The sequence below is a fragment of the Micrococcus antarcticus genome (genome assembly GCF_044872765.1).
In the GTDB taxonomy this organism is placed as follows: Bacteria; Actinomycetota; Actinomycetes; order Actinomycetales; family Micrococcaceae; genus Micrococcus.
Window position 1 is genome coordinate 2,130,131 of sequence record NZ_CP085253.1, and the last position, 20,890, is coordinate 2,151,020.

At 71.5% G+C, this 20,890-nt stretch carries 16 protein-coding genes and 1 tRNA gene; 5 read left to right on the top strand and 12 right to left on the bottom strand.

Features of this window, described 5'->3' with window-relative positions:
• Positions 1–46 precede the first annotated feature (46 nt).
• The gene (locus LG274_RS10005; RefSeq protein ID WP_248118081.1) at positions 47–1,888 is read left to right on the top strand and encodes a phosphoenolpyruvate carboxykinase (GTP); all 1,842 of its coding nucleotides are present in this window, start codon (positions 47–49) and stop codon (positions 1,886–1,888) included.
• Between the two features lie 81 nt (positions 1,889–1,969).
• Here the strand turns inward: LG274_RS10005 and LG274_RS10010 are convergent, their stop codons facing one another.
• The gene (locus LG274_RS10010) at positions 1,970–3,154 is read right to left on the bottom strand and encodes a globin domain-containing protein (protein WP_248118082.1); all 1,185 of its coding nucleotides are present in this window, start codon (positions 3,152–3,154) and stop codon (positions 1,970–1,972) included.
• A gap of 44 nt (positions 3,155–3,198) precedes the next feature.
• Positions 3,199–3,672: an Rrf2 family transcriptional regulator gene (locus LG274_RS10015; RefSeq protein ID WP_248118083.1), complete on the bottom strand. Its 474-nt coding sequence runs from the start codon at positions 3,670–3,672 to the stop codon at positions 3,199–3,201.
• Positions 3,673–3,789: 117 nt separating this feature from the next.
• Here LG274_RS10015 and LG274_RS10020 point away from each other — a divergent pair, with 117 nt between their 5' ends.
• Positions 3,790–6,003: a RecQ family ATP-dependent DNA helicase gene (locus tag LG274_RS10020; RefSeq protein ID WP_248118084.1), complete on the top strand. Its 2,214-nt coding sequence runs from the start codon at positions 3,790–3,792 to the stop codon at positions 6,001–6,003.
• 129 nt (positions 6,004–6,132) lie between these two features.
• Here the strand turns inward: LG274_RS10020 and LG274_RS10025 are convergent, their stop codons facing one another.
• Positions 6,133–7,608 carry a phosphomannomutase/phosphoglucomutase gene (locus LG274_RS10025; protein WP_248118085.1) on the bottom strand — a complete coding sequence of 492 codons (1,476 nt, stop codon included), beginning with the start codon at positions 7,606–7,608 and terminating at the stop codon, positions 6,133–6,135.
• Positions 7,609–7,775: 167 nt separating this feature from the next.
• Between LG274_RS10025 and LG274_RS10030 the strand changes: the two genes are divergently transcribed.
• Positions 7,776–8,906 (top strand): MFS transporter, encoded by a 1,131-nt coding sequence (locus LG274_RS10030; RefSeq protein ID WP_248118121.1) that lies wholly within the window; start codon positions 7,776–7,778, stop codon positions 8,904–8,906.
• 28 nt (positions 8,907–8,934) lie between these two features.
• On the opposite strand, the gene LG274_RS10035 is transcribed toward LG274_RS10030, so the two are convergent.
• Positions 8,935–10,233, bottom strand: coding sequence for a hypothetical protein (locus LG274_RS10035; protein ID WP_248118087.1), 1,299 nt, complete (start codon positions 10,231–10,233; stop codon positions 8,935–8,937).
• A 228-nt stretch (positions 10,234–10,461) separates the two neighbouring features.
• On the opposite strand from LG274_RS10035, the gene LG274_RS10040 reads away from it, so the two are divergent.
• Positions 10,462–11,331, top strand: a complete 870-nt coding sequence (locus LG274_RS10040) for a hypothetical protein (RefSeq protein WP_248118089.1) — start codon at positions 10,462–10,464, stop codon at positions 11,329–11,331.
• A gap of 168 nt (positions 11,332–11,499) precedes the next feature.
• On the opposite strand, the gene LG274_RS10045 is transcribed toward LG274_RS10040, so the two are convergent.
• The 8 genes from LG274_RS10045 to LG274_RS10080 all read right to left on the bottom strand — a co-directional run bounded on the left by LG274_RS10045 (position 11,500) and on the right by LG274_RS10080 (position 18,526).
• Positions 11,500–12,291 carry a hypothetical protein gene (locus LG274_RS10045; protein ID WP_404464262.1) on the bottom strand — a complete coding sequence of 264 codons (792 nt, stop codon included), beginning with the start codon at positions 12,289–12,291 and terminating at the stop codon, positions 11,500–11,502.
• 104 nt (positions 12,292–12,395) lie between these two features.
• A complete protein-coding gene (locus LG274_RS10050) occupies positions 12,396–13,142 on the bottom strand; it encodes a hypothetical protein (protein ID WP_404464265.1) in 747 nt (248 codons plus the stop codon).
• Positions 13,143–13,357: 215 nt separating this feature from the next.
• Positions 13,358–14,110: a hypothetical protein gene (locus tag LG274_RS10055; RefSeq protein WP_404464267.1), complete on the bottom strand. Its 753-nt coding sequence runs from the start codon at positions 14,108–14,110 to the stop codon at positions 13,358–13,360.
• Between the two features lie 213 nt (positions 14,111–14,323).
• Positions 14,324–14,908, bottom strand: a complete 585-nt coding sequence (locus tag LG274_RS10060; RefSeq protein WP_404464269.1) for a hypothetical protein — start codon at positions 14,906–14,908, stop codon at positions 14,324–14,326.
• Between the two features lie 187 nt (positions 14,909–15,095).
• Positions 15,096–15,308, bottom strand: a complete 213-nt coding sequence (locus LG274_RS10065; protein WP_404464271.1) for a helix-turn-helix domain-containing protein — start codon at positions 15,306–15,308, stop codon at positions 15,096–15,098.
• Positions 15,309–15,956: 648 nt separating this feature from the next.
• The gene (locus LG274_RS10070) at positions 15,957–17,183 is read right to left on the bottom strand and encodes a tyrosine-type recombinase/integrase (protein ID WP_404464273.1); all 1,227 of its coding nucleotides are present in this window, start codon (positions 17,181–17,183) and stop codon (positions 15,957–15,959) included.
• Positions 17,184–17,334: 151 nt separating this feature from the next.
• A tRNA-Ser gene (locus LG274_RS10075) sits at positions 17,335–17,423 on the bottom strand.
• A 233-nt stretch (positions 17,424–17,656) separates the two neighbouring features.
• Positions 17,657–18,526 carry a PRC and DUF2382 domain-containing protein gene (locus LG274_RS10080; RefSeq protein WP_248118346.1) on the bottom strand — a complete coding sequence of 290 codons (870 nt, stop codon included), beginning with the start codon at positions 18,524–18,526 and terminating at the stop codon, positions 17,657–17,659.
• 291 nt (positions 18,527–18,817) lie between these two features.
• Between LG274_RS10080 and LG274_RS10085 the strand changes: the two genes are divergently transcribed.
• On the top strand, positions 18,818–20,785 hold the full coding sequence (locus LG274_RS10085) for an FAD/NAD(P)-binding protein (RefSeq protein ID WP_404464275.1): 1,968 nt from the start codon (positions 18,818–18,820) through the stop codon (positions 20,783–20,785).
• The last annotated feature ends 105 nt before the right edge of the window (positions 20,786–20,890 follow it).

The following is a 20,890-nucleotide window of genomic DNA, read 5'->3' on the forward strand; positions in this document are numbered from 1 at the left end:
CTGTGGTGGGACGGAACGGTACAGGACCCCTACGGGAGGACTCTCCATGGCTGACAACGCCACCCCCACCTTCGCGGAGCGTGCTGTGCAGGACGCGCCCACGGACTACGCCCAGCTGCGCGACTGGGTCGCCGAGATCGCCGAGCTGACGCAGCCGGACGAGGTCCACTGGGTGGACGGTTCCGAGGAGGAGTACGACCGCCTCGCCGCCGAGCTCGTCGAGGCCGGCACCCTGACGAAGCTGAACGACGACCTCTTCCCGCACTCGTTCGCCGCGTTCTCCGACCCGGCCGACGTCGCCCGCGTGGAGGACCGCACGTTCATCTGCTCCGAGAAGGAGGAGGACGCGGGCTTCACCAACAACTGGAAGGCCCCCGCCGAGATGCACGGCATCCTCGACGACGCCTTCCGCGGCTCCATGCGCGGCCGCACCATGTACGTGATCCCGTTCGTCATGGGCCACCTCGACGCCGAGGACCCCAAGTACGGCGTGGAGATCACCGACTCCGCCTACGTCGTGATGTCCATGCGCATCATGGCCCGCATCGGCACCGACGTGCTGGAGAAGATGTCCCGCGAGCAGGCCTTCTACGTGCCCGCCGTGCACTCCGTGGGCGCCCCCCTCGCCCCCGGCGAGCAGGACGTGCCGTGGCCGTGCAACGCCACCAAGTGGATCGTGCACTTCCCCGAGGAGCGCTCCATCTGGTCGTACGGCTCGGGCTACGGCGGCAACGCCCTGCTGGGCAAGAAGTGCTACGCGCTGCGCATCGCCTCCGTGATGGCGCGGGACGAGGGCTGGCTGGCCGAGCACATGCTGATCCTCAAGCTCACCAACCCCGAGGGCCGTGCCTTCCACATCACGGGCGCCTTCCCCTCCGCGTGCGGCAAGACCAACCTCGCGCTGATCGACCCCACGATCGAGGGCTGGAAGGCCGAGACCCTGGGCGACGACATCACGTGGATCCGCGCCGGCCACGACGGCGAGCTGCGCGTGATCAACCCCGAGACCGGCTACTTCGGCGTGGCCCCCGGCACGGGCTGGTCCACCAACCCGAACGCCATGCGCGCGATCGCCCGCGGCAACTCCATCTTCACCAACGTCGCCCTCACGGACGACGGCGGCGTGTGGTGGGAGGGCATGACGGACGAGGTGCCCGCGCACTTGACCGACTGGCGCGGGAACGACTGGACGCCCGAGTCCGACACCCCGGCAGCCCACCCCAACTCGCGCTTCTGCACCCCGATCGAGCAGACCGACATGCTCGCGGACGAGTACCGGGACCCGGCCGGCGTGAAGCTGGACGCGATCCTCTTCGGCGGCCGCCGCAAGACCACCGTCCCCCTCGTGACGGAGGCCTTCGATTGGGAGGACGGCATCCTCAAGGGCGCCACCCTCTCCTCGGAGACCACCGCGGCCGCCGCCGGCGCTGTGGGCGTGGTGCGCCGCGACCCGATGGCCATGCTGCCGTTCCTCGGCTACGACGCCGGCGACTACCTGGCCCACTGGATCGAGGAGTCCGGCAAGGCCGACGCGGAGAAGCTGCCGCGCATCTACCTCGTGAACTGGTTCCGCCGCAACCGCGACGGCGGCTTCGCGTGGCCCGGCTTCGGTGAGAACTCCCGCGTGCTCAAGTGGGTCGCGGAGCGTCTCGAGGGCAAGGCCGACGCCGTGGAGACCCCGATCGGCTTCACCCCCACCCCCGAGTCCCTCGACCTGACCGGCCTGGACGTGTCCGACGCGGACCTCGATGACGCCCTCAAGGTGGACCGTGAGGAGTGGGCCAAGGAGTCCGAGCTCATCGAGGAGTGGCTGGAGCGCTTCGGCGACTCGCTGCCCGCCTCCATCCGCGAGCGCTACGAGGCCCAGAAGGCACGCTTCGCGCTCTGAGCCCCGCCACCGACGACGTCGGCCCCCCACCTCCGCGAAGAAGGAGGTGGGGGGCCGACGTCGTCCTGCGGGCGGCTCCGCTCAGACGGCGAGCCAGAGGTCCGGGCCGAAGATCTCGTAGCGGATCCCGGTCGCCGGCACGCCGGCGTCGATCAGCGCGGAGCGGGTGGCCTGCATGAAGGCCAGCGGGCCGCAGAGGATGACCTCGGCGCCGGCGGGGAGCTCGATCTCGGAGGGGTCCATGCGGCCCTCGTGGACGGTGATGCCCTCGGGCGCCTGCTCCGGGGCCACGCCGAGCCACAGGTGGGCCTGGGCGTTCGGCAGCGCGGAGAGCGACTCCGTGAGCTGCCCGAGCAGGGCCACGGACTCCAGGGAGGCATCGGCGTGCAGGACGACGACCTCGCGGTCGGACCCCTGTTCGGCCAGCGAGCTCAGGATGGAGGCGGCCGGCGTGATGCCGATGCCCGCGGTGGCGAGCATGAGGGGCGCCGAGTCGTCCTTCGGGGTGATCTCGCCGTAGGGGTTGGACAGCTCGACGACGTCCCCGACCTCCACCGCGTTGATGAGCGTGGGGGAGACCTCGCCGGCCTCGTCCAGCTTCACGGTGATCACGCGCTCGGTGGTGGAGGCGGCGTGGTCCGAGAGCGAGTACTGCCGGGCCTGGCGCAGGCCGTCGGCCACCTTGACGCGCACCGAGACGAAGCCGCCGGCCTCGCCGGGGGTCTGCGGGGTGTCGTCGGCCGGCTCGAAGCGGAAGGTCACGGCGGCGTTGCCGGTGGGCTCCTTGGAGACGACCTTCCAGTCGAGCCACATCTTGTCGTTGGCCTGCTTGGCGTAGAGGCCCTTCTCGAGCTTGATCAGGGCGTCGGCCATGAGCCAGTACACCTCGGTCCAGGCCTCGGCGACCTCGGGGGTCACGGCGTCGCCGAGGACGTCGGCGATGGCCCAGAAGAGGTTCTCGTAGACGATCTGGTACTGGTCCTCGGTGATGCCGAGGGCGGTGTGCTTGTGCGCGATCCGCGCGAGCACGGCCTCGGGCAGGGAGTCGGGGTGCTCGAGCTGGTGCACCGCGAAGCGCACGATCGAGCCGGCCAGGGCCTGGGCCTGCTCGCCGCTGCGCTGGTTGGCGCGGGAGAACAGCCCGTCCAGCAGCTCCGGATGGGCCTCGAACATGTGGGCGTAGAACTTCGGCGTGATCTCCGGCATGTGCTCGGCGACGACGGCGGCGGTGGCCTCGATGACGGGGCGGGACTTCTCGGACAGCATGGGGGTCTCCTCGGGAGCCTTATATGTGCATTGTCGATGCAAGATTACACCGTGGCCGCGTGGGATCCCATCGCGGGCAGGCCCAGGGAGACCGGCCCCGCGGCGCCCGCTCCGCCCGGACGCACGAGGTCACGGACCGTCAGGAGGTCGAGCTCGGCCATGAAGGCCTCCCGGGCGCGAGCGAGGGCCTCCCGCAGTCGGCAGTCCGCCGCGAACGGGCACGGGACGCCCGTCTCGTGGCCGGCGCAGTCGAGGACCTCGGCGCGGGGGCTCAGGTCGCGCACGAGCTCTCCGACGCGCTGGTCCAGCCCCGCCTCCGTGATCCGGGCGCCGCCCAGCCGGCCGCGGGCCACCTGGATGGTCCCGCGGCGGCGCAGCTCGGCCACGGCCTTGATGACGTGGTTGTACGGCACGTGGATCTCGTCCGCGATCCGTTGGCTGGTCAGCTGGCGCCCCTCGGCGCGGGCGAGCACCATGAGGACGCGCAGGCTCACGTCGGTGAACGCGTTCAACTTCATGGCGCCGATTCTCCCATCGGGGGGCACGCTCCTGCACAGGCGCCCCACGGGAGGCCTGCGTCCCCGGCGTCCCGGCGCCCGCCTCATCCTGTCCGCCTCCGTTGGCATACTGGCGCCATGACCTCCCCCAGGCACGACGCCGGCCCGCCCCTCCCTCCCGTCGCCGCCCCGGGCGGCCCGCGGCGTGAGCCCGCGGCGGACCCGGAGCTGCACTCCCAGGCCCTGGAGGTCCTGCGCCGCCTGGTGGACCGGCCGGACGCCGAGTTCAAGGAGGGCCAGTACGAGTCCGTCGAGGCGCTCGTGGCGCACCGCCGGCGGGCGCTGGTGGTGCAGCGCACCGGCTGGGGCAAGTCCGCCGTGTACTTCGTGGCGTCCCTGCTGCTGCGGGCGCGGGGCGCCGGCCCCACGCTCATCGTCTCCCCGTTGCTGGCCCTCATGCGGGACCAGGTCTCGGCGGCGGCGCGCGCGGGCGTGCGGGCCGTGTCCGTGAGCTCCGCGAACTCCACCGAGTGGGACGAGGTCCGGGCCAAGCTCGCGGCGGACGAGGTGGACGTGCTGCTGATCTCCCCGGAGCGGCTGACCAATCCCCGCTTCCGCGAGGAGCAGCTGCCGGACCTCGTGGCCCGCATGGGCCTGCTCGTGGTGGACGAGGCCCACTGCATCTCCGACTGGGGGCACGACTTCCGGCCGGACTACCGGCGCATCCGCGACCTGATCGGACAGCTGCCCTCCCAGGGACCCCGGGCGGTGCCCGTGCTGGCCACCACCGCCACGGCCAACGCGCGCGTCGTGCAGGACGTGGTGGAGCAGCTCGGCGTGGACTCGGCGCAGGACGTCTTCGTGCTGCGCGGTCCGCTGGCGCGCGCCTCGCTGCGCCTCGGCGTGCTGCGGCTGCCGAACCCCGCGGCCCGCCTCGCGTGGCTGCTTGCCCACCTGGGAGAGCTGCCGGGTTCAGGCATCGTCTACGCGCTCACGGTCTCCGCGGCGGAGGACACGGCGCGGGTGCTGCGCGAGGCCGGCCACGAGGTGGTGGCCTACACGGGCCGCACGGACCCGGAGCAGCGCGCCCGCATCGAGGAGGACCTCAAGGCCAACCGCGTGAAGGCGGTGGTGGCCACGTCCGCGCTCGGCATGGGGTTCGACAAGCCGGACCTCACGTTCGTCGTGCACCTCGGGGCGCCGAGCTCCCCGGTGGCGTACTACCAGCAGGTCGGCCGCGCGGGCCGTGGAACGGACCACGCGGACGTGCTCCTGCTGCCCGGCGCGGAGGACCGCCAGATCTGGCAGTACTTCGCCACGGCCTCCATGCCGGACGAGGCCCAGGCCCACACGGTGCTCGCGGCGCTCTCCGCGGACGGCGGGGCGATGTCCGTGGCGGCGCTGGAGCCCGCCGTGAGCATCAAGCGCACCGCCCTCGAGCTGCTGCTCAAGGTGCTCGCCGTGGACGGTGCGGTGGAGCGCGTGGGCGGCGGCTGGCGGTCCACGGGCCGCCCCTGGACCTACGACGGCGAGCGCTACGCCCGCGTGGCCGAGGCCCGCCGTGCGGAGGAGCGCCTCATGCTGGACTACCAGACGACGCAGACGTGCCGCATGGAGTTCCTGGCGCGGACCCTGGACGATCCCACGGCCGCGCCGTGCGGGCGGTGCGACGTCTGCGCCGGCCCGTGGTACCCCACGGGCTCGGACGGTGCCGCTCGGGAGCGCGCCGAGCACGCCCTGCACCGGGCCGGCGTCCCCCTCGAGCCGCGCCGCATGTGGCCCTCCGGGATGGACCGGCTGGGCGTGCCGGTGACGGGCCGCATGGCCGCCGGCGCGCAGGCGGAGGAGGGGCGCGCCCTCGCGCGTCTGACGGACCTGGGCTGGGGCGGAGTCCTGCGCGAGCTGCTCGCCGCGCCGGATGCCCCGGTGCCGGAGAACGTGCTGCAGGGCGCCGTGGGGGTCCTCGCCGGGTGGGGCTGGCAGGACCGCCCCATCGCGGTGGTGGCCATGCCCTCGAGGGGGCGGCCACAGCTCGTGGGCTCCTTCGCCGAGGGGGTCGCACGGATCGGCCGCCTGCCGTTCCTCGGCACCCTCGACCTCGTGGGCGGCGGCCCGACGGCCGGCCCGGGCGGCAACAGCGCCTACCGGCTGGCCTCGGTCCACGGCCGCTTCGCCGTCCCGCAGGCCATGGCCCACATGCTCCGCACGGCGCCTGAGGCGGGGCACGTCGGCCCCGTCCTGCTCGTGGACGACCTCGTGGACTCCCGGTGGTCGCTGGCCGAGGCCACGCGGGTGCTGCGCGAGGCCGGTGCCCAGGGGGTGCTGCCCTTCGTCCTCGCCCAGTCCGGCTGATTCGACAGAGCTGAGGCGGCGGAGGCTGATTCGCCGGGACCCGACGTGACGAGGGCTGACACGCCGAGGGGGCCGGACCGGATGGTCCGGCCCCCTCGGGCCCGTGGAGGGCGGTCCGCCCGCCGTCCGTCAGCGCTCGGTGCGGACGATCTCCAGCACCGCGTCGCGGATGGCCTCCATGGTCTCCGGGGTCCGGGCCTCGCCGTTGTAGCGCAGGAACGGCTCCGTGTTGGAGGGGCGCAGGTTGAACCACCATGAGCCGTCGGCCGCGGAGACGGTGGTGCCGTCCATGCGGAGCACGCGCGTGGCCACGCCCGCGAAGTCCCCGTGGGTGGCCTGGCCGGCGTCGCCGCCGTCCTCGGCGCCCGCGGCGAACTGCGCGAGCACGGCGGCCACGGCGGCGTCCTTGTCCTCCACCTTCGAGTTGACCTCGCCCGAGGCGAAGTACGGCTCGTACTCCTCGGCCAGCTCGCTCAGGGGCTGCTCCTGCTCGCCCAGGGCGGCCAGGACGTGCATCGCGGCCAGCATGCCGGTGTCCGCGTTGAAGAAGTCACGGAAGTAGTAGTGCGCGGAGTGCTCGCCGCCGAACACGGCGCCCTCGGACGCCATGACCGCCTTGATGAAGGAGTGGCCCACACGGGTCACCACGGCGCGGCCGCCGTCGGCCTCCACCAGCTCGGGCACCGCTCGGGAGGTGATGAGGTTGTGGATGATCACGGGGGTCTCCTCCCCGTCCGCCTTCGCGCGGGCGATCTCGCGGCGCGCCACGAGGGCGGTGACCGCGGACGGGGACACGGGGTCGCCGTTCTCGTCGATCACGAAGCAGCGGTCGGCGTCTCCGTCGAAGGCCAGGCCGAGGTCCGCGCCGCGGTCCGTCACGGCCGCCTGCAGGTCGCGCAGGTTCTCCGACTCCAGCGGGTTGGCCGGGTGGTTCGGGAAGGTGCCGTCGAGCTCGAAGTAGAGCGGCTCGATGGTGAGCGGCAGGCCCGGCAGCAGCGTGTCCCCCAGGACCGCCGGAGTCGTGCGTCCCGCCATGCCGTTGCCCGCGTCCACCACGACCTTCAGCGGGCGGATGCCCCGCAGGTCCACGAGGGAGCGCAGGTACTCGGCGTAGGCGCCGAGGATCTCCTGCTCGGACACGGAGCCCGGGGCCTCCACCGCGGGGATCTCGCCGCCGTCCAGGTAGCGCTGGGCCACGTCGCGGATCTCGTAGAGGCCGGTGTCTGAGGAGACGGGCACCGCGCCGGCCTTGGCCATCTTCATGCCGTTGTACTCGGCCGGGTTGTGCGAGGCCGTGAACACCACGCCGGCGGCCTGCTTCACGCCGGCCGCGTAGTACAGCATGTCCGTGGAGATGAGGCCCAGCAGCAGCACGTTCGCGCCGCGAGCCGTGGCGCCGGCCGCGAAGGCGTCCATGAACTCGGGAGAGGAGGGGCGCATGTCCCCGCCCACCAGCACGGTCTGCCCGGCCAGCTCGAGGACGTCCACGAAGGCTGCGCCCACGGCTCGGACGGACTCCGCCGTGATGGTCTCGCCCACGATGCCGCGCACGTCATAGGCCTTGAAGGAGTCACGCAGGTCGATGGGTCCAGAGGAAGTAGTCACCCGACCGATGGTAGTGGACCCCTGGATACAGTGGGCTGGTGGCCTCCGCAAACCGATTCCCGCGCTCCGGCGGCGTGCCGGGCGGCCCGCCGCCGGAAGCCCCGGAGCCGCTCTCGCCTGGCACGCCCGCCTACCGTCGGCTGCTGCTCGGCCTCTTCCTGGCCGGCGTGGCCACGTTCGCCCAGCTCTACTCGCCGCAGGGCCTGCTCCCCCTCGTCAGCGCCGACCTGGGCGTGCCGGCCCACGAGGCGGCGCTGCTCGTCTCCGCCGCCACCCTCGGCCTGGCCGTCTCCGTGGTGCCGTGGTCGCTCGCGGGCGACCGGTGGGGCCGTCGACCGGTCATGGTGGTCTCGCTCGCCGGCGCGAGCGCGCTCGCGGTGGCCAGCGGGCTGGCCCCCTCGCTCGAGGCCATGATGGTGCTGCGCCTGTTCGAGGGGATGGCGCACGGCGGCGTCGCGGGCCTCGCCGTGGCGCTGCTCGCGGAAGAGGTGGCTCCGCGCGCGGTCACCGCGGCGGCGGGCACCTACATCGCCGGGACCACGCTGGGCGGCCTGTCCGGCCGGCTCATCGCGCTGCCCGTCGCCGAGGCGGCCTCGTGGCGCGCGGGCATGCTCGCGGTGAGCGCGGTCGGCGTGCTGTGCACCCTGGGGTTCCTCTGGGTCACCCCGCGGGCCCGCCGCTTCGTCCCCTCCCGCACCTCCGTGCGGCAGGTCACCCGCACGGTCCGTGCGCACCTGCACGCGCCCGCGCTCGTGGCGGTGTACGCGCAGGCGCTGCTGCTCATGGGCGGCTTCGTGGCCCTGTACAACTACGTGGGCTACACGCTCCTGGCCCCGCCGTTCTCCTGGGACCCCTCGGCCGTGGGACTCGTGTTCCTCGCCTACCTCGCCGGCACCTGGGCGTCGCCGTGGGCCGGCCGGCTGGCCGCACGGCATGGCCGGCTGCGGGTCCTGGTCGCGGCGACGACGGCGATGGCCGTGGGCGTGGCCCTCACCCTGGTGCCCCACCCGCTCGTGCTCGTGCCCGCACTGGTGCTGGCCACCGGGGCGTTCTTCGCGGCGCACTCGGTGGCCTCGGCATGGGCCGGCACCGCCGCGGTGACGGGCCGCGCGCAGTCCACCTCGCTGTACAACCTGGCCTACTACGCGGGGTCGAGCCTCTTCGGCTGGCTGGGCGGGGTGTTCCACGAGGCCCACGGCTGGCCCGGGACGGTGGTGATGGTGGTGGCGCTCGTGCTCACCGCCACCGTGGTCGCCGTCGTCGTCCTGCGCGGAGACGAGACGGCCCCGGCTCGATGAGCCGGGGCCGGGCGGGTGCGGCGGACGGTCACCTGCCGCGGCCGGCGGCGTCCGTGCCGTCGGCGGAGCGGGCCTGCTCCTGCCACTGCTTGAGCACGGCCGGGTCCTGCAGCTCGAGCCAGTCCACCATCTGCTGGTAGGTCACGCAGTACGTGTCCTCCTTCTGGCAGACCTCGCGCATGACCTGGTCCACCGCGGGGTTGAACGTGTTGTCGTTCCACGTGTTGAAGTGGTTGCCGAACACGAGCGGGGCGCGGTTGCCGTTGAACGCCGACTCGTACACGTACAGGTAGGTCTCCCGCTGGAATCTGCCGAGGCGCTCCTTGTCTGCGGGGACCTCCTTGCCGCCGTTGCCGTCCATCCAGAAGTTGTAGTCCATGGCCAGGACCATGGGGTACTTCTTGCCCTCCTCGGCGAGCACGGGGGAGTAGACGGTGGGCATGTCGAACTCCCAGATGCCGTCCTTCTGGTAGGGCCAGGCCACCCCGGGCTTGCGCTCCCAGTGCGACGTGTCGTACTCCAGGCCGTGCTCCTTCCAGACCGGCACGAGCGCGTCCCACTCCCCGTCCAGGCAGGGCAGGCGGCCGCCCTTGACGTCCTCCGCCTCGACCTCGAGCTCGGGGAAGTCCTCCCCGTAGCCGTTCACGCGGCGCGGGTCGTCCAGGAACTCGTAGAACGTCCCGATCTCCTGCTCCCACTCGGCGGTGGACCACTTGTTCGCGCCGTACTCCGCCGAGGCACAGAGGTGGCCGCTGTAGTGGGTGCCGATCTCGTGGCCGCGGGCGTGGGCCTCGTTGATGTTCTCCACGCGCTGGGCCACCTCGGCCTCCGGTCCGCCGAACTCGGTCTGCACCACGCCGGGCTCGTTGCCCGGGGCGCTGTAGATCTCCTTGTTCGCACTGCCCACCAGGTTGATGCCGGACTGGAACACGGTGAACTTGGCGCCGGCCTCGTCCGCGGTCTCCATGAACGACTTCCAGCGGGCGTCCTGGTTGCCGCCGTCGAAGGAGAACAGGACGAACTGCGGAGGGCGCTCGTCCGCGCCGTATGCGCGCATCGGCACGTCCGGGTTGGACCGGGCCGCCAAGGGGCCCTCGGTCTCCGCCTCCGAGGACGACGCCGCACTCGAGTCCGCGCTCGGCCCCGTGCCGGTCGTCGCCGAGGCGGACGCATCGCCGCCCTGAGCAGCCGGACCGCCGGGTGAGGCGCCGTCGCTCTGGGGGGCGGAGCAGCCGCTCAGGAGCAGGGCCAGGGCCGCCGTCGCACCCCACACGCGGTGCCGCCGAGACCCGGAGCGCTCGGTGAGGGACGAAGGGGGAAGGGGCATGGTGATCTCCTGCGTGGTGGCCGGTGCTGCCGGTGGTGTCGTTGCTGTTCGGGGCGGGCGAGGTCGCGCGCGCGGTGCCGCGGCCGTCCAGCGGCCGCCTGTCCACCCTAGGCACACCCGAGGGCCCCGGCGGGCGATTCCCCGGGAACTGTGACGGAGGTGTGACCCCTCGCCGCGGCGGGCTCTTCGGCCGCCGGGGCCCCGGAGCGCCGACCTAGACTGACGGGCATGGAATACCTCGTTCCCGCCCTGGCCGTGCTGGCGATCGGCGTGCTCACGCTGGCGGTCGGCAACCGGATGGCGCGCAGCGCCCACAGCGGGAGGACGGCCGCGCCGGCGTCCACCCAGCGGGCGGAGGCGAGTGAGGCCCGGGCCAGGGAAGCCGTGTCCCTGCTCGACGAGGGGGGCCACCGCGCCGTCTACGGGCACATCGCCCAGAGCCGCGTCATGGAGGCCATCCGCGCCTACCGGGGCATCACCGGCCGGAGCCTGAAGGACGCCGTCCTGGACGTGCAGTCCCTGGCCGCCTACCCGCAGGTCTACCCGACGCGCCCGCCCGCAGGGCTCGAGGACATCGACGGCCCGGACGCCTCGACGCCGTCCGCAGGTGGGGACGAGCCCGTGGTGCCCGAGTCTGCCCCCCAGGAGAGGGGCGGGACGCAGAGGGGTGGGGCACCCCGCCGGGTCGGGGAGACCCAGGGCCCGGACAAGGCCGGCGGCGGCGCTGGGTCCCACGCCGCGGCCCCGGGCGCGGCGTCCGGGGCGCCGCGCGAGGCGGACGGCTCCGCCGACGCCGTCCCGGCACCCGCGGAGGCGTCGGCCGGCGCGGAACCCCTCACGATCCCGACCGAGTGGATGGGCGATCCCGCGCCGGAGGAACAGCCGTTCGAGGTGGAGGTGCTGCGCGGCGAGGGATCCGTGCGCGTCTCCTCCCGTGACCTCCCGCCGTGGCTGCGCGATCAGCTGGCCGCCATGGTGCGGGATGGGAACCTGGAGTCCGCGGCCGTGCAGCTGTCCACCCATTCGGAGCTCACAGTCCCGGAGGCGTTCGAGCTCCTGCGCCGCATGCGGGAGCGCCGCGAGGGCCACGGGGCCTGAGGGTCCTTCGACGCGAAAAGGGCCGGGAACACGCGGTTCCCGGCCCTTCCTCGCGGAGACGGGGGGAGTCTCCGCTAACTGGTTGTTGACAAGGGGCGATGCCAATAGGCGACCCCTCCTAGTCAGCCCGTAGTCAGTCAGGACGCGATCTTGCGTGTGCAAGACGGGTCACGTAATGGTCTCAATCCGAGCGAGCCGGACGGCAAGTTCCCGGCCAGCCCGGCTTCGACGCTCGGCAGGCACGTGGTCGAGGAAGCGTCGGAGCACTGAGACCTCTTCTGTTCGCTCCTTGAGCTTCCTATGGACGATCGCTGCCTGTTCCGTAAACCCCGGGGCAGGCGTAGATCCGTCAGCGCGTGCGCGGTCCTCTTCCTGCCCAATAGCGGTGTAGATCAGCACTAAAGCCTCCCTGTAGCGCTGCTGTCGCTTCAGTTCCCTTATAGGCTCGATCAGTTCTTGAGGCCCGTAGCCCGTCACCTTGCCCCTAGCGATGGCCCTCGTGAGAGAGGCATCAGGTGTGAGCAGGTGCGAAACCGATGGGGGGGAGCGGCGGGGCTCCGTCGGGGGCTGGCTAGGTGGCATCGGGTTGGACGCGGTGTAGGTCCATTCGGGTTTAGTGCTTCCCAGCCACACGAATGCCCTGGTCTTAAAGCTCGTGCCGTCGGCCGAGCTAGCCAGGACGTGCAACTGTGCAGGGACGGTGATGACTTCCTCCCGCCCAAACTGCATCTCTTGGGCGTGCTCGCTCCACAGCGCCCCGACCGTGAGCCCATCGATGAGGGCGACGATGGGAAGAGTGCGGAACGCTTCAGGCTCGTTCCGGTGAGCGCTTTTGAGGGTCGCCTCTGTCTGGACATGCCGCCCGGCTGCTATCCCATAGCGACGGACTAACCGGGCTACGTCCTCTCTAGCCCAGGTGGTAGTTCCTGCGAGCGGGAACTCTCCGATAACGCGGCGCATGTCCTTTGTCCCTCTCCGGTCTGTGTCTGGTGCTCCACCAGCGCAGGATGACGACCCCTGGGCCTACTCCGAAGGTGGTAGGTAGCTCGGCCATCATGCCTTCCTCAGAGGGGAAGGCTTGGGTTGTCTCTCTCTCGTGGGTTGTCATCGCTTGCGGTGCTGGGGCTGTCACCGTGCGGAAGAGGGGGCAAGTTGGACCTGCGGGTCTTATCAAAGCGTTTGGCTTCCAGCCGCCTGAGTTCCTGGCCGGCTCGCCGTGAGAGGTCTTCCATTGCTTGACGGACATCTGCCAAGACGATGCGGTCTTCCAGAATCTCGTACTCAGTCGTGGCGGGGTCATACCTGTGCAGGTAGAACTGCTCACCTTCTTCGCTATCGATCCTCACAGCCTGGCGACCCCCGATCATGGAGCGGACGATGATCCTCTCCGGGGTCATCAGTCGCCGGTCTAGGCGCTCGTCGAAGTGTTCGACCCCATGTCGCACCTGGGGATTATTGAGGACGCTGTTCTCTGAGACGTGCAACATCCGGCGCAGCTCTCGGCCCCGGAGTTCGGTGAACCTAGCCCGGGCGGCAAACTCATCCTTCGACTCGTGTTCTTTCTGCCGACGGGGCAAAGGCCAGAGGATCTTACTGATCATGGCGGCCGCGTTGGCGGCGGTGCCAGCATGGCGGAACACGTCAGTGTGGTTGGGCGGCCTACGGGACGCAGCTAGACGAACGTTCATCACAGCATTGGCACCCATCTTGCAATGCCGCTGTATCTCTTCAAGGAAGAGGGCCGCAGGGAAGTCGTCGAAGGTCGGCTCCGGCAGAGTCTCGGGGTGGTCTCCCATGTCTTCTGAGCGCATCACCTGATCCTGTCAACATCGGGCCGTCAGGGGAAGCGATTTGTGGATGCGGCTCTCCCTGAGTTCCACAGCGTGCCCATGGGCCGATCTCGTCGTCATTTGTGGGTCTCCCGGACGAGTGGATTTGGTGACCGCCATGCCGTGCGTGCCCGTCCCACCGGCGGCCCGGGCATCGCCAGGTGCTCCGGGCCGCCGGGGGCGTCCGCCTCAGCAGTTCAGGCGGCCGCGAGCGCAGGCGGGGGCCCGTATCCCTGGGTGGCCAGCGTGTCCGTCGCGGCGCGCACGTCGCCGTCGTGGTTCAGCAGCGCGTAGGCGGTGAACTGGTCGTAGTACACCCAAGGCTCGAACGGGGCCGTGTGCGGCCCGTAGGCACACAGGCGATCCCCGGTCGGGTCCAGTCCAGTTACGGCCGTCTGCTGGGCCCGTAGGAAGCCGGCCGGGCGCGTCCAGAACGCCCAGCCCTCGCTGCCCCCCTCTGCCTGGAGCGTCCATCCGGCAGGGGCGAGCACGTCCGCCCATGCCGTGCGCTCGTTGAAGTCCTCCCGGGGACACCATGAGCGCGGAGCGCTCGCGGCCAGTGGAGGACGCGGCCGATGGTCAGCGGCGGCAAACAGGGCGTGGACCCGCTCCCGTTCGGCTGCCGTCAGGACGGGCGCGGACCCGGGGCCGCCGGTCAGGGGCTCCCAGTGCGCCCCAGTCCCGTCCACGGAGGGGAGCCGGGCCACGGGCCCGGCGTCCGGTAGTGCAGTCCGAACCGCCTCCGGGGCGTGGGCCACCCAGTACGGGAAGCGCCACCGGCCGGACCGCGAGCGCTCGGCCCACCCATTCAACCGGCGTAGCAGCTCCAGGTGACCGGTGTGCTCGGCCAGGGCGTAGACCCGGGCGAGGTGGCGGCCCTCCGGGTCGTGCACTTCCAGAGCCTCCAGGATTCGGGCCGGGGCGGCGGGGGTGTAAGGCTCTCGGGTCATCGGACGGCCTCCGTCATATGGCGGGCCAGCGCCGCCGGCGCGGTCCACGTCGCCGCGCGGGCCGACCAGCAACGCGGACAGGGGCACGCGGGCCAGTGCGGGCCGGGGGCACTCTTCTGGGCCAGTGCTACCTCCCTCAGCCTCGCATTCGGCCCGCCCGGTCGCAGGCTCCCGATGTAGGCGCACGCGCACGGCTCTAGCCGGCATCGGCACTCAGGCGTCGAAGAATGCCGCGTCATCGGAGTGCACCTCCTCTGCGAGCGCCGGAGCGTCCTGGGGGTGTCCCTGCGGTGGTGACACGTCACGTTGAGCTGAGTCCCTTAGTCCATGCCTGTCCTGTCCTGTCCTGTCCCGTCCCGTCCCGACGTCACGCGTGACATGGCGGGTGACGTCACGCGTGACACCCGCTGGGGCTCCCCCCAGGGCCTCACACCCGCCGTCCGGCGGGCACAGGGAATGGTCCCCATTCCTGTGGGCTCTACTGCGCCGCTGGCGCTCGCGGTTCTGGAGGGTTCTCTTCAACGAGGCCTCGGTCGGCAGGTGGTCCAAGACGTTCACCAGGGTGACCGTCGAGTCGTCCACCGTGAGCAGACCGGCGGCGGCCAGCTCCGCGAGGGCGGCTTCCGGGTCGTCCACGTCAGAGGCGCGCCGGGCATCAACCCGGCGAACGGCCCCATCTCGCAGGTCGAGCCGGGAGCACCGCTGAATCAGGGCCAGGTAGTGCCACCGCGCGGCGAGGGACAGCTCTAGCCCCTCCATGCGCTCCGTCCACAGGTCGTCCAGGCGGGTCCAGCTCATGAGAGGTCACCTCCGCCCGTGACCGTGAGAGGGCCGGCGCAGTGCTGGGCCAGGGGGCCGCGAGCGCAGTCCCGGAGCGCGCCGGGTGCGGCGGGCGCGGCGCTCGCGGGTACCCTGGTGGTGTCGCCGTCAAACAACCTCATGGACGCCGCTCCCGCCTGGGGGCGGCGTTCGTCATGGGGGGCGCTCAAAGGGTGTCACCGGCCCGCAGTGCGGCGAGGGAGGTGACCGGCTCGCGCAGGGCCAGCAGGTCGGCGGGGTCGATGCGGATAAGACGGGGGCCGTAGCGGTACGCGTTCAGCTCGCCCCGGGCGATCATTCGCCGGACGGTGACTGCGGAGACCTGTAGCCGGTCAGCGGCCTCCGCGATGGTCAGCTGATTGGTGAGCGAGTGGGGCATCTGGGCCTCTTTCGGACGCAACGAATACCGGTCCGTCCAGATGGGAGACCGTTGCGTCCGGAAGTGCTGCGCGACCCGGCGGCGTGCTCACAGGGTATCAGTGGTGGTATCTCGTGCTCACCCCAGGGCGGATAGGTCCAGCTCCGTACACCCGGTGGAGGCCATCTTGTGCACCAGGGCGCGGAGGCGGTCTGCCGAGTACCGCACCGTCCGCCGGCATCGGGGACAACGGAACTCGTAACCGGCGCGCCTCGTTCCGGGGATCGGCGCAGGCGGGTGTACCGGCACGCCACCGGTGGTGACCAATGGGCCTACCGGACGCCAGGCCGGCCTTGGCCCCCACTGGCGCACGGCGGTGTCCCTGCGGGCAGTCCGAATCTTCCCGGTGTTCGGCTGCTTGCGGTTCACCTCAGCGAGCAGGCTGAGTTCTTCATCGAACTGCGCGAGTTCGGTGACCTTGTGCCGCCCCCGGTCCGTACATGTGAGCGAGTAGAGGACGGCGTCTTCATACTCCCACCCCTCTTCCCGGGTCATGCGTGCCAGCCCCCTTCTGCGCTCCGGGTAGCCCTCTGGGCATCCCTCGTGCCGCTGCTCATCTCCATGCCTCCCTTGCTAGCAGCGCGGCCCGGTCGGCCGCGCACGTCGTCCTCACACCTCATCGGCGGTCATTCGGTCCGCGAGCGCGGCCATGCGGTTGCGCTCGGCGTGCTGGTAGATGCGCACGGCCTTGGGGTCGCTGTGCCCGGCGAATGCCATCAGCTCGGCCTCTGTGGCCCCGTGCTGGCCCAGGCGGGTCATGCCCGTGTGCCGCAAGTCGTGGAAGCCGAACGATGTGTAGGGGGGCAGCTCGGCGCGCTCGCGGTCCGCGTTGAGTAGGGCAACGGCCGCGTGGAACCGCTTGCGGATCGTGTTCGGATTGTTGAGCTGGTTCCCGCCTCCGCGCCGGGGGAACAGCAGGGCGTCAGGGGCGGCCCCGACATGGCCGGCCAGGTGCTCGGCCAGGGCATCCCGGACGACGGCGGGCACGTACACCTCCCGGTCGCCAGCGGCCGACTTAGGGGCCGTCTCGTACAGCCCGCGCCCGCGCGCCTGAACCTGGGAAGCGATCCGCAGCATGACGCGCCCGGCCCGGTCCTGCGTGACGTGGCGACGGCGTAGGGCCAGCACCTCACCGATGCGCAGGGCGCACCACCCGGTCAGCAGGATCAGCGCCCGGTCCTCCGGGTAGAGCATGTGGGCGGCCAGTTGCTCCAGCTCCTCGGCGGGGAGGATGGTCACTTCCTTGACCTCGCGCCGCCGGCGGCGGGTCAGCTGAGGCACGGGGGAGGCATCGATCCACGGGGTGTAGCCCCGGGGCAGGTCGCGGGCGTCGCCCGTGGCGAACCGAAACAGGGCCGTGACGGTGCCGTGCACCTCCGGGGCCACGCTGGGGCCGTGCTCGGCCTCCAGGCGGTCCAGCCATGCGTTCAGGTCGGCCGTCGTGACGGCGCTGACGGCGTGCTCCCCGAATGTGGGGAGGAAGTGGCCCTCCAGGTGGCGGCGGTAGGTGTAGACGGAGCCCCATGCGAGTCCCTGGGCCTCCTTCCATGCGAGGAAGGTGGCGGCCAGCTCCCGGACGGTGCGGGCGGCCGCGCGCGCCTGAGCCTGGTGCGTGGCGGCGGTGGCCTTCATCTGGGCGCGGCGGGCGGCGGGCGGGGTGAATGTGCCCCGGGCTATCTCGCCCTGGGCGACGGCGAGCGCCGCGCGGGCATCGGTCAGGGTGGCGAACGTGCCCAGGCTGAACATGTTCCCGTTGTGGAATGCCCGCACGCGGTACTTGCCGCCGGGGTTCAGGGTGATGCCGGCGGGAAGCTTGGTGGCCTTGCGTGGGGGCACGGGGTGACCGTCTCTCTTTGGTCAGTCAGTAGTCAGTGACCATGCTACTTTCTGTGCCCCTATGTCACCTTGTGTACGCATGGCCCACCCGCCAAAATCGGCCCAGACATGCGGAAAGCCCCGGATTCCTGGGGAATCCGGGGCTGACCAGCGGAGACGGGGGGATTTGAACCCCCGGCTCAACTTTCGCCGAGCCCTTCATTAGCAGTGAAGTCCATTCGGCCGCTCTGGCACGTCTCCATCCGTTCCGTCGGCGCCGTGACGGCGTTCAGGGAACCCGGTCAGCTTAGCCTGCGCGGGGGAGAGAGGGCAAAGGCTCTGCGCCGGGGATCGTCGTGCACCGTCTGCACCGCCGCCGGGCGCCCGTTCCCCTGCCGGGACAGAGAGGGCTCAGGCGAAAGGGCCCCGGATCACCGTGGTGATCCGGGGCCCTTTCGGCCTCACTCGACCTCAGCGGCCGGGCGTCGCGTGACTCAGATGCGGTCGTTGCGATCGTTCAGGTCGGCGCGATCGGTGGTGGTGTCACCGTCGATCTTGACGTCCTCGTGGCGCAGCTCCTCGGAGACGGTCTCGGTCTCCTGGATCTGGCGCTTGCCCAGGGACACCTTCTCGGCCTCCACGGTCTTCTCGACGACCGGGGTCTCCTCGTAGGTGGTCACGGAGACCTCGCCGTCAGCGTCGGCGCGACGGGCCTCGGCGGAGTTGGGATCCACGGACTCGCGCTCCACGACGACCTCTTCGCGGGTGACGGGCACCTCCACGGTCTCGGTGGTGGTGTAGGACTGCTTGCGCAGACGCACACGGCCGGAGGCCTTGCGCTCGGTGCCGACGTTCAGGTGCTCGTCACGGACGACGACGCCGTCAGCGTCGTTCACCTCGCGGCGGTCGGTGTCGACGACGTCACGGTCGGTGTCGACGACGTCGCGGTCGGTGTCGACGACGTCGCGGTCGGTGTCGACGACGTCGCGGTCGCCGACGACGCCGGCGGTGGTGTCCACGTCGCGGCGGTCCTCCACGTGGCCCTCAGTGGCGGTGTACTCCATGGAGTAGTACTCGTAGATGCGCTGCTCCTCCTGCGGGGTCAGCGAGCCGTCGGCGTCCACGTTCGGGGCATCCTTCACGAAGGCCTTCTCGTAGGGGACGGTGATGCCGTCGGCGGTGGTCTGCGCCTGCTGCAGCGGGATGAAGGTCTCGTTGGCGCCGAAGAGGCCGGTCTTCACGGTCACGAAGGTCGGCTCGTTGGTGACGTCGTCCAGGTAGACCTGGCCGACGGAACCGATCTTGTCGCCATCGGTGGCGTACACGGAAGCGTTCTGAAGCTGATCAAGCATGTTGCGGTCCATGGTATTTCTCCTTCTGGGTTGGGCTTTTTCTTTCCCGTACGACAAGAACAATTCCTCACGAGCGTCCTCCGCGTCAACCGTCGATCCACGACTTGCGGTTATTCCCAGGGTTCTCACAGCCGGGAGGGAAGCACCCCCCTCATTCCGCGATCTGTCAAGGATTCGCCGCGAGATCGCCTCTCGGCTCGACCTCGAGGATCGGCGGATCCCACGCCTTGACGGAAGGCGATAGGGTGTGGTTTTACGCGGGCGAGGCTTCGGACGAGTCCGGAAGGAATCCCAGGAGGCAGTGTGCAAGATTCTAGAGAGGGCGTCCGTCGCCTCTCGATCGTGGGCGCCGGGCCGCGCGGCGTCATGCTCCTCGAGCGGCTGCTGGCGCACCTCGAGCAGGGGAGCCTCCACCGCTCTCCCGCGCTGAGCATCCATGTGGTGGACCCGTACCGGCCGGGACCCGGACGGGTATGGCGGACGGACCAGTCCGAGCTCTACTTCATGAACACGCCGGCCTTCTACCCCACGGCGAGCGCGGCCGACAACCCCGGGCTGCGGCCCTCGACGGCCGCCCTCTCCTTCGACCAGTGGCGCCGGGTGAATCCGCAGGAGAGTCGTGGCGTCCAGCGGCACCAATACCCTGCCCGCGCCGCGTACGGGCGCTATCTGCGCCACCTCTACGACACGGTGGTGGAGATGCTGCGGGCCCGCCCCGAGGTGGTGGAGGTCCGGGAGCACCGCGCCGAGGCGACCGCCCTGCACCCGCGGCCCGACGGCGGGGCGCAGCTCACCCTGCGCCATGCCGGCGGCGAGGAGAGCCAGCTCGAGGCGGACGCCGTCGTGCTGTGCCTGGGCCACCAGCCGGCCGAGCTGAGCGCGGGACAGCGCCGCATGGCGGAGGCCGCCGAGGCATCGCCGCACCTGCACTACCAGGGCCCGCAGATCCCCTCGGACGTGGACTGGTCTGCGGTGGAGCCCGGTGCGTCCGTGCTGGTGCGCGGCATGGGCCTGAACGCCTTCGACCTGATGGCCCAGCTGACCCTCGGCCGGGGCGGCGCGTTCCACCGGACCGGAGACGGGGCCGGCCGGGCGCTGCGCTACGAGCCCTCGGGCCGCGAGCCCTCCCTGCGCCTGATGTCGCGGCGCGGCGTGCCGTACCTGCCGAAGGCGGAGGTGGACGCGTTCGTTCCGCGCGGAGTGGCGCTCTCCTACCTCTCCGACGCCGTCGTCGACGGCCTGCTGGCCGAGCACGGGGAGCTGGACCTCGCCGAGCACGTCTGGCCGCTGCTTCACCGGGACGTGGTGCGCCACTACTACGCGACGATGGCGCGCACGCAGCCGGAGATCCTCGGCGGGCCCGTGGCGGCCCGCCGCTTCCTCGGGGAGCTCGTGGGCCTGCTGGAGGAGGCCGGGCGGGGCGCCCCCGTCACGTCGATGCATGCGGCGGACCTGCTCCGCCAGTACGCGCCCGGCCGCGGCTTCCTCGACATCCTGGCGTACGCAGAGCCCTTCCGGGACCAGGTGTTCGACAGCGACGAGGAGTACCAGGCGGCCGTGTCCCACTACGTGGGGCAGGCCTGCGGGGAGGCGGCGCGCGGCGAGGGCTCCCCGTTCATGATGGCGGTCGGCGCTCTGCACGCCGGGCGACTGCGCATCAAGCAGTGGGTGGCGCAGGGGCGGATCACCGAGGCGTCGAGGATCAAGGACGTGCAGGGCTGGTTCGAGCCCCTCGTGGAGGGGCTGGCCTCGGGCCCGCCCCTGTGGCGCGTGGAGCAGATGCTGGCCGTGCACCGGGCGGGCCTGCTGACCTGGTCGGGGCCGTGGCCCACGGTCGAGGCCGACGGCGAGGACGCCTTCCGCGTGCACAGCCCTCAGGTGGGCGCCGCGGACTCCCGCGTGCCGGCGGCGGCCTCGGGGACGTGGCTCGTGGAGGCCATGATGCCGCCCAACCGCGTGCGCTCCGCCTCGACGCCCCTCGTGCGCCAGATGCTGGCCGACGGCGTGGCGGCCACCGGCGTCTGGGAGGACGAGGAGGGCGCCCGGCTCCCCTCGACAGGGTTCGACGTGACCGGACGGCCCCACCGGCTCCGCGCCGCTGACGGCCGCGTGCACGAGCGCATCCTCGTGCTCGGCCTGCAGCTCTCCGGGGTGCAGTGGGGCACCGCGATCGCCGCGGAGGCGGGTGCGGACCCGGACGGCCGCGCCCTCTTCCTCGGGGACGCGGATGCGGCGGCCCGCGTCCTGCTCGGAGGCCGACCCGCGGGGTGAGCACGGGGGACCGGTCCCCGCGCTGACGCGGTGGGGCGGGCCGACGACGACGGCGGGGCCGCCCGGGATCATCTCCCGGGCGGCCCCGCCGTCGTGCGAGGGGTC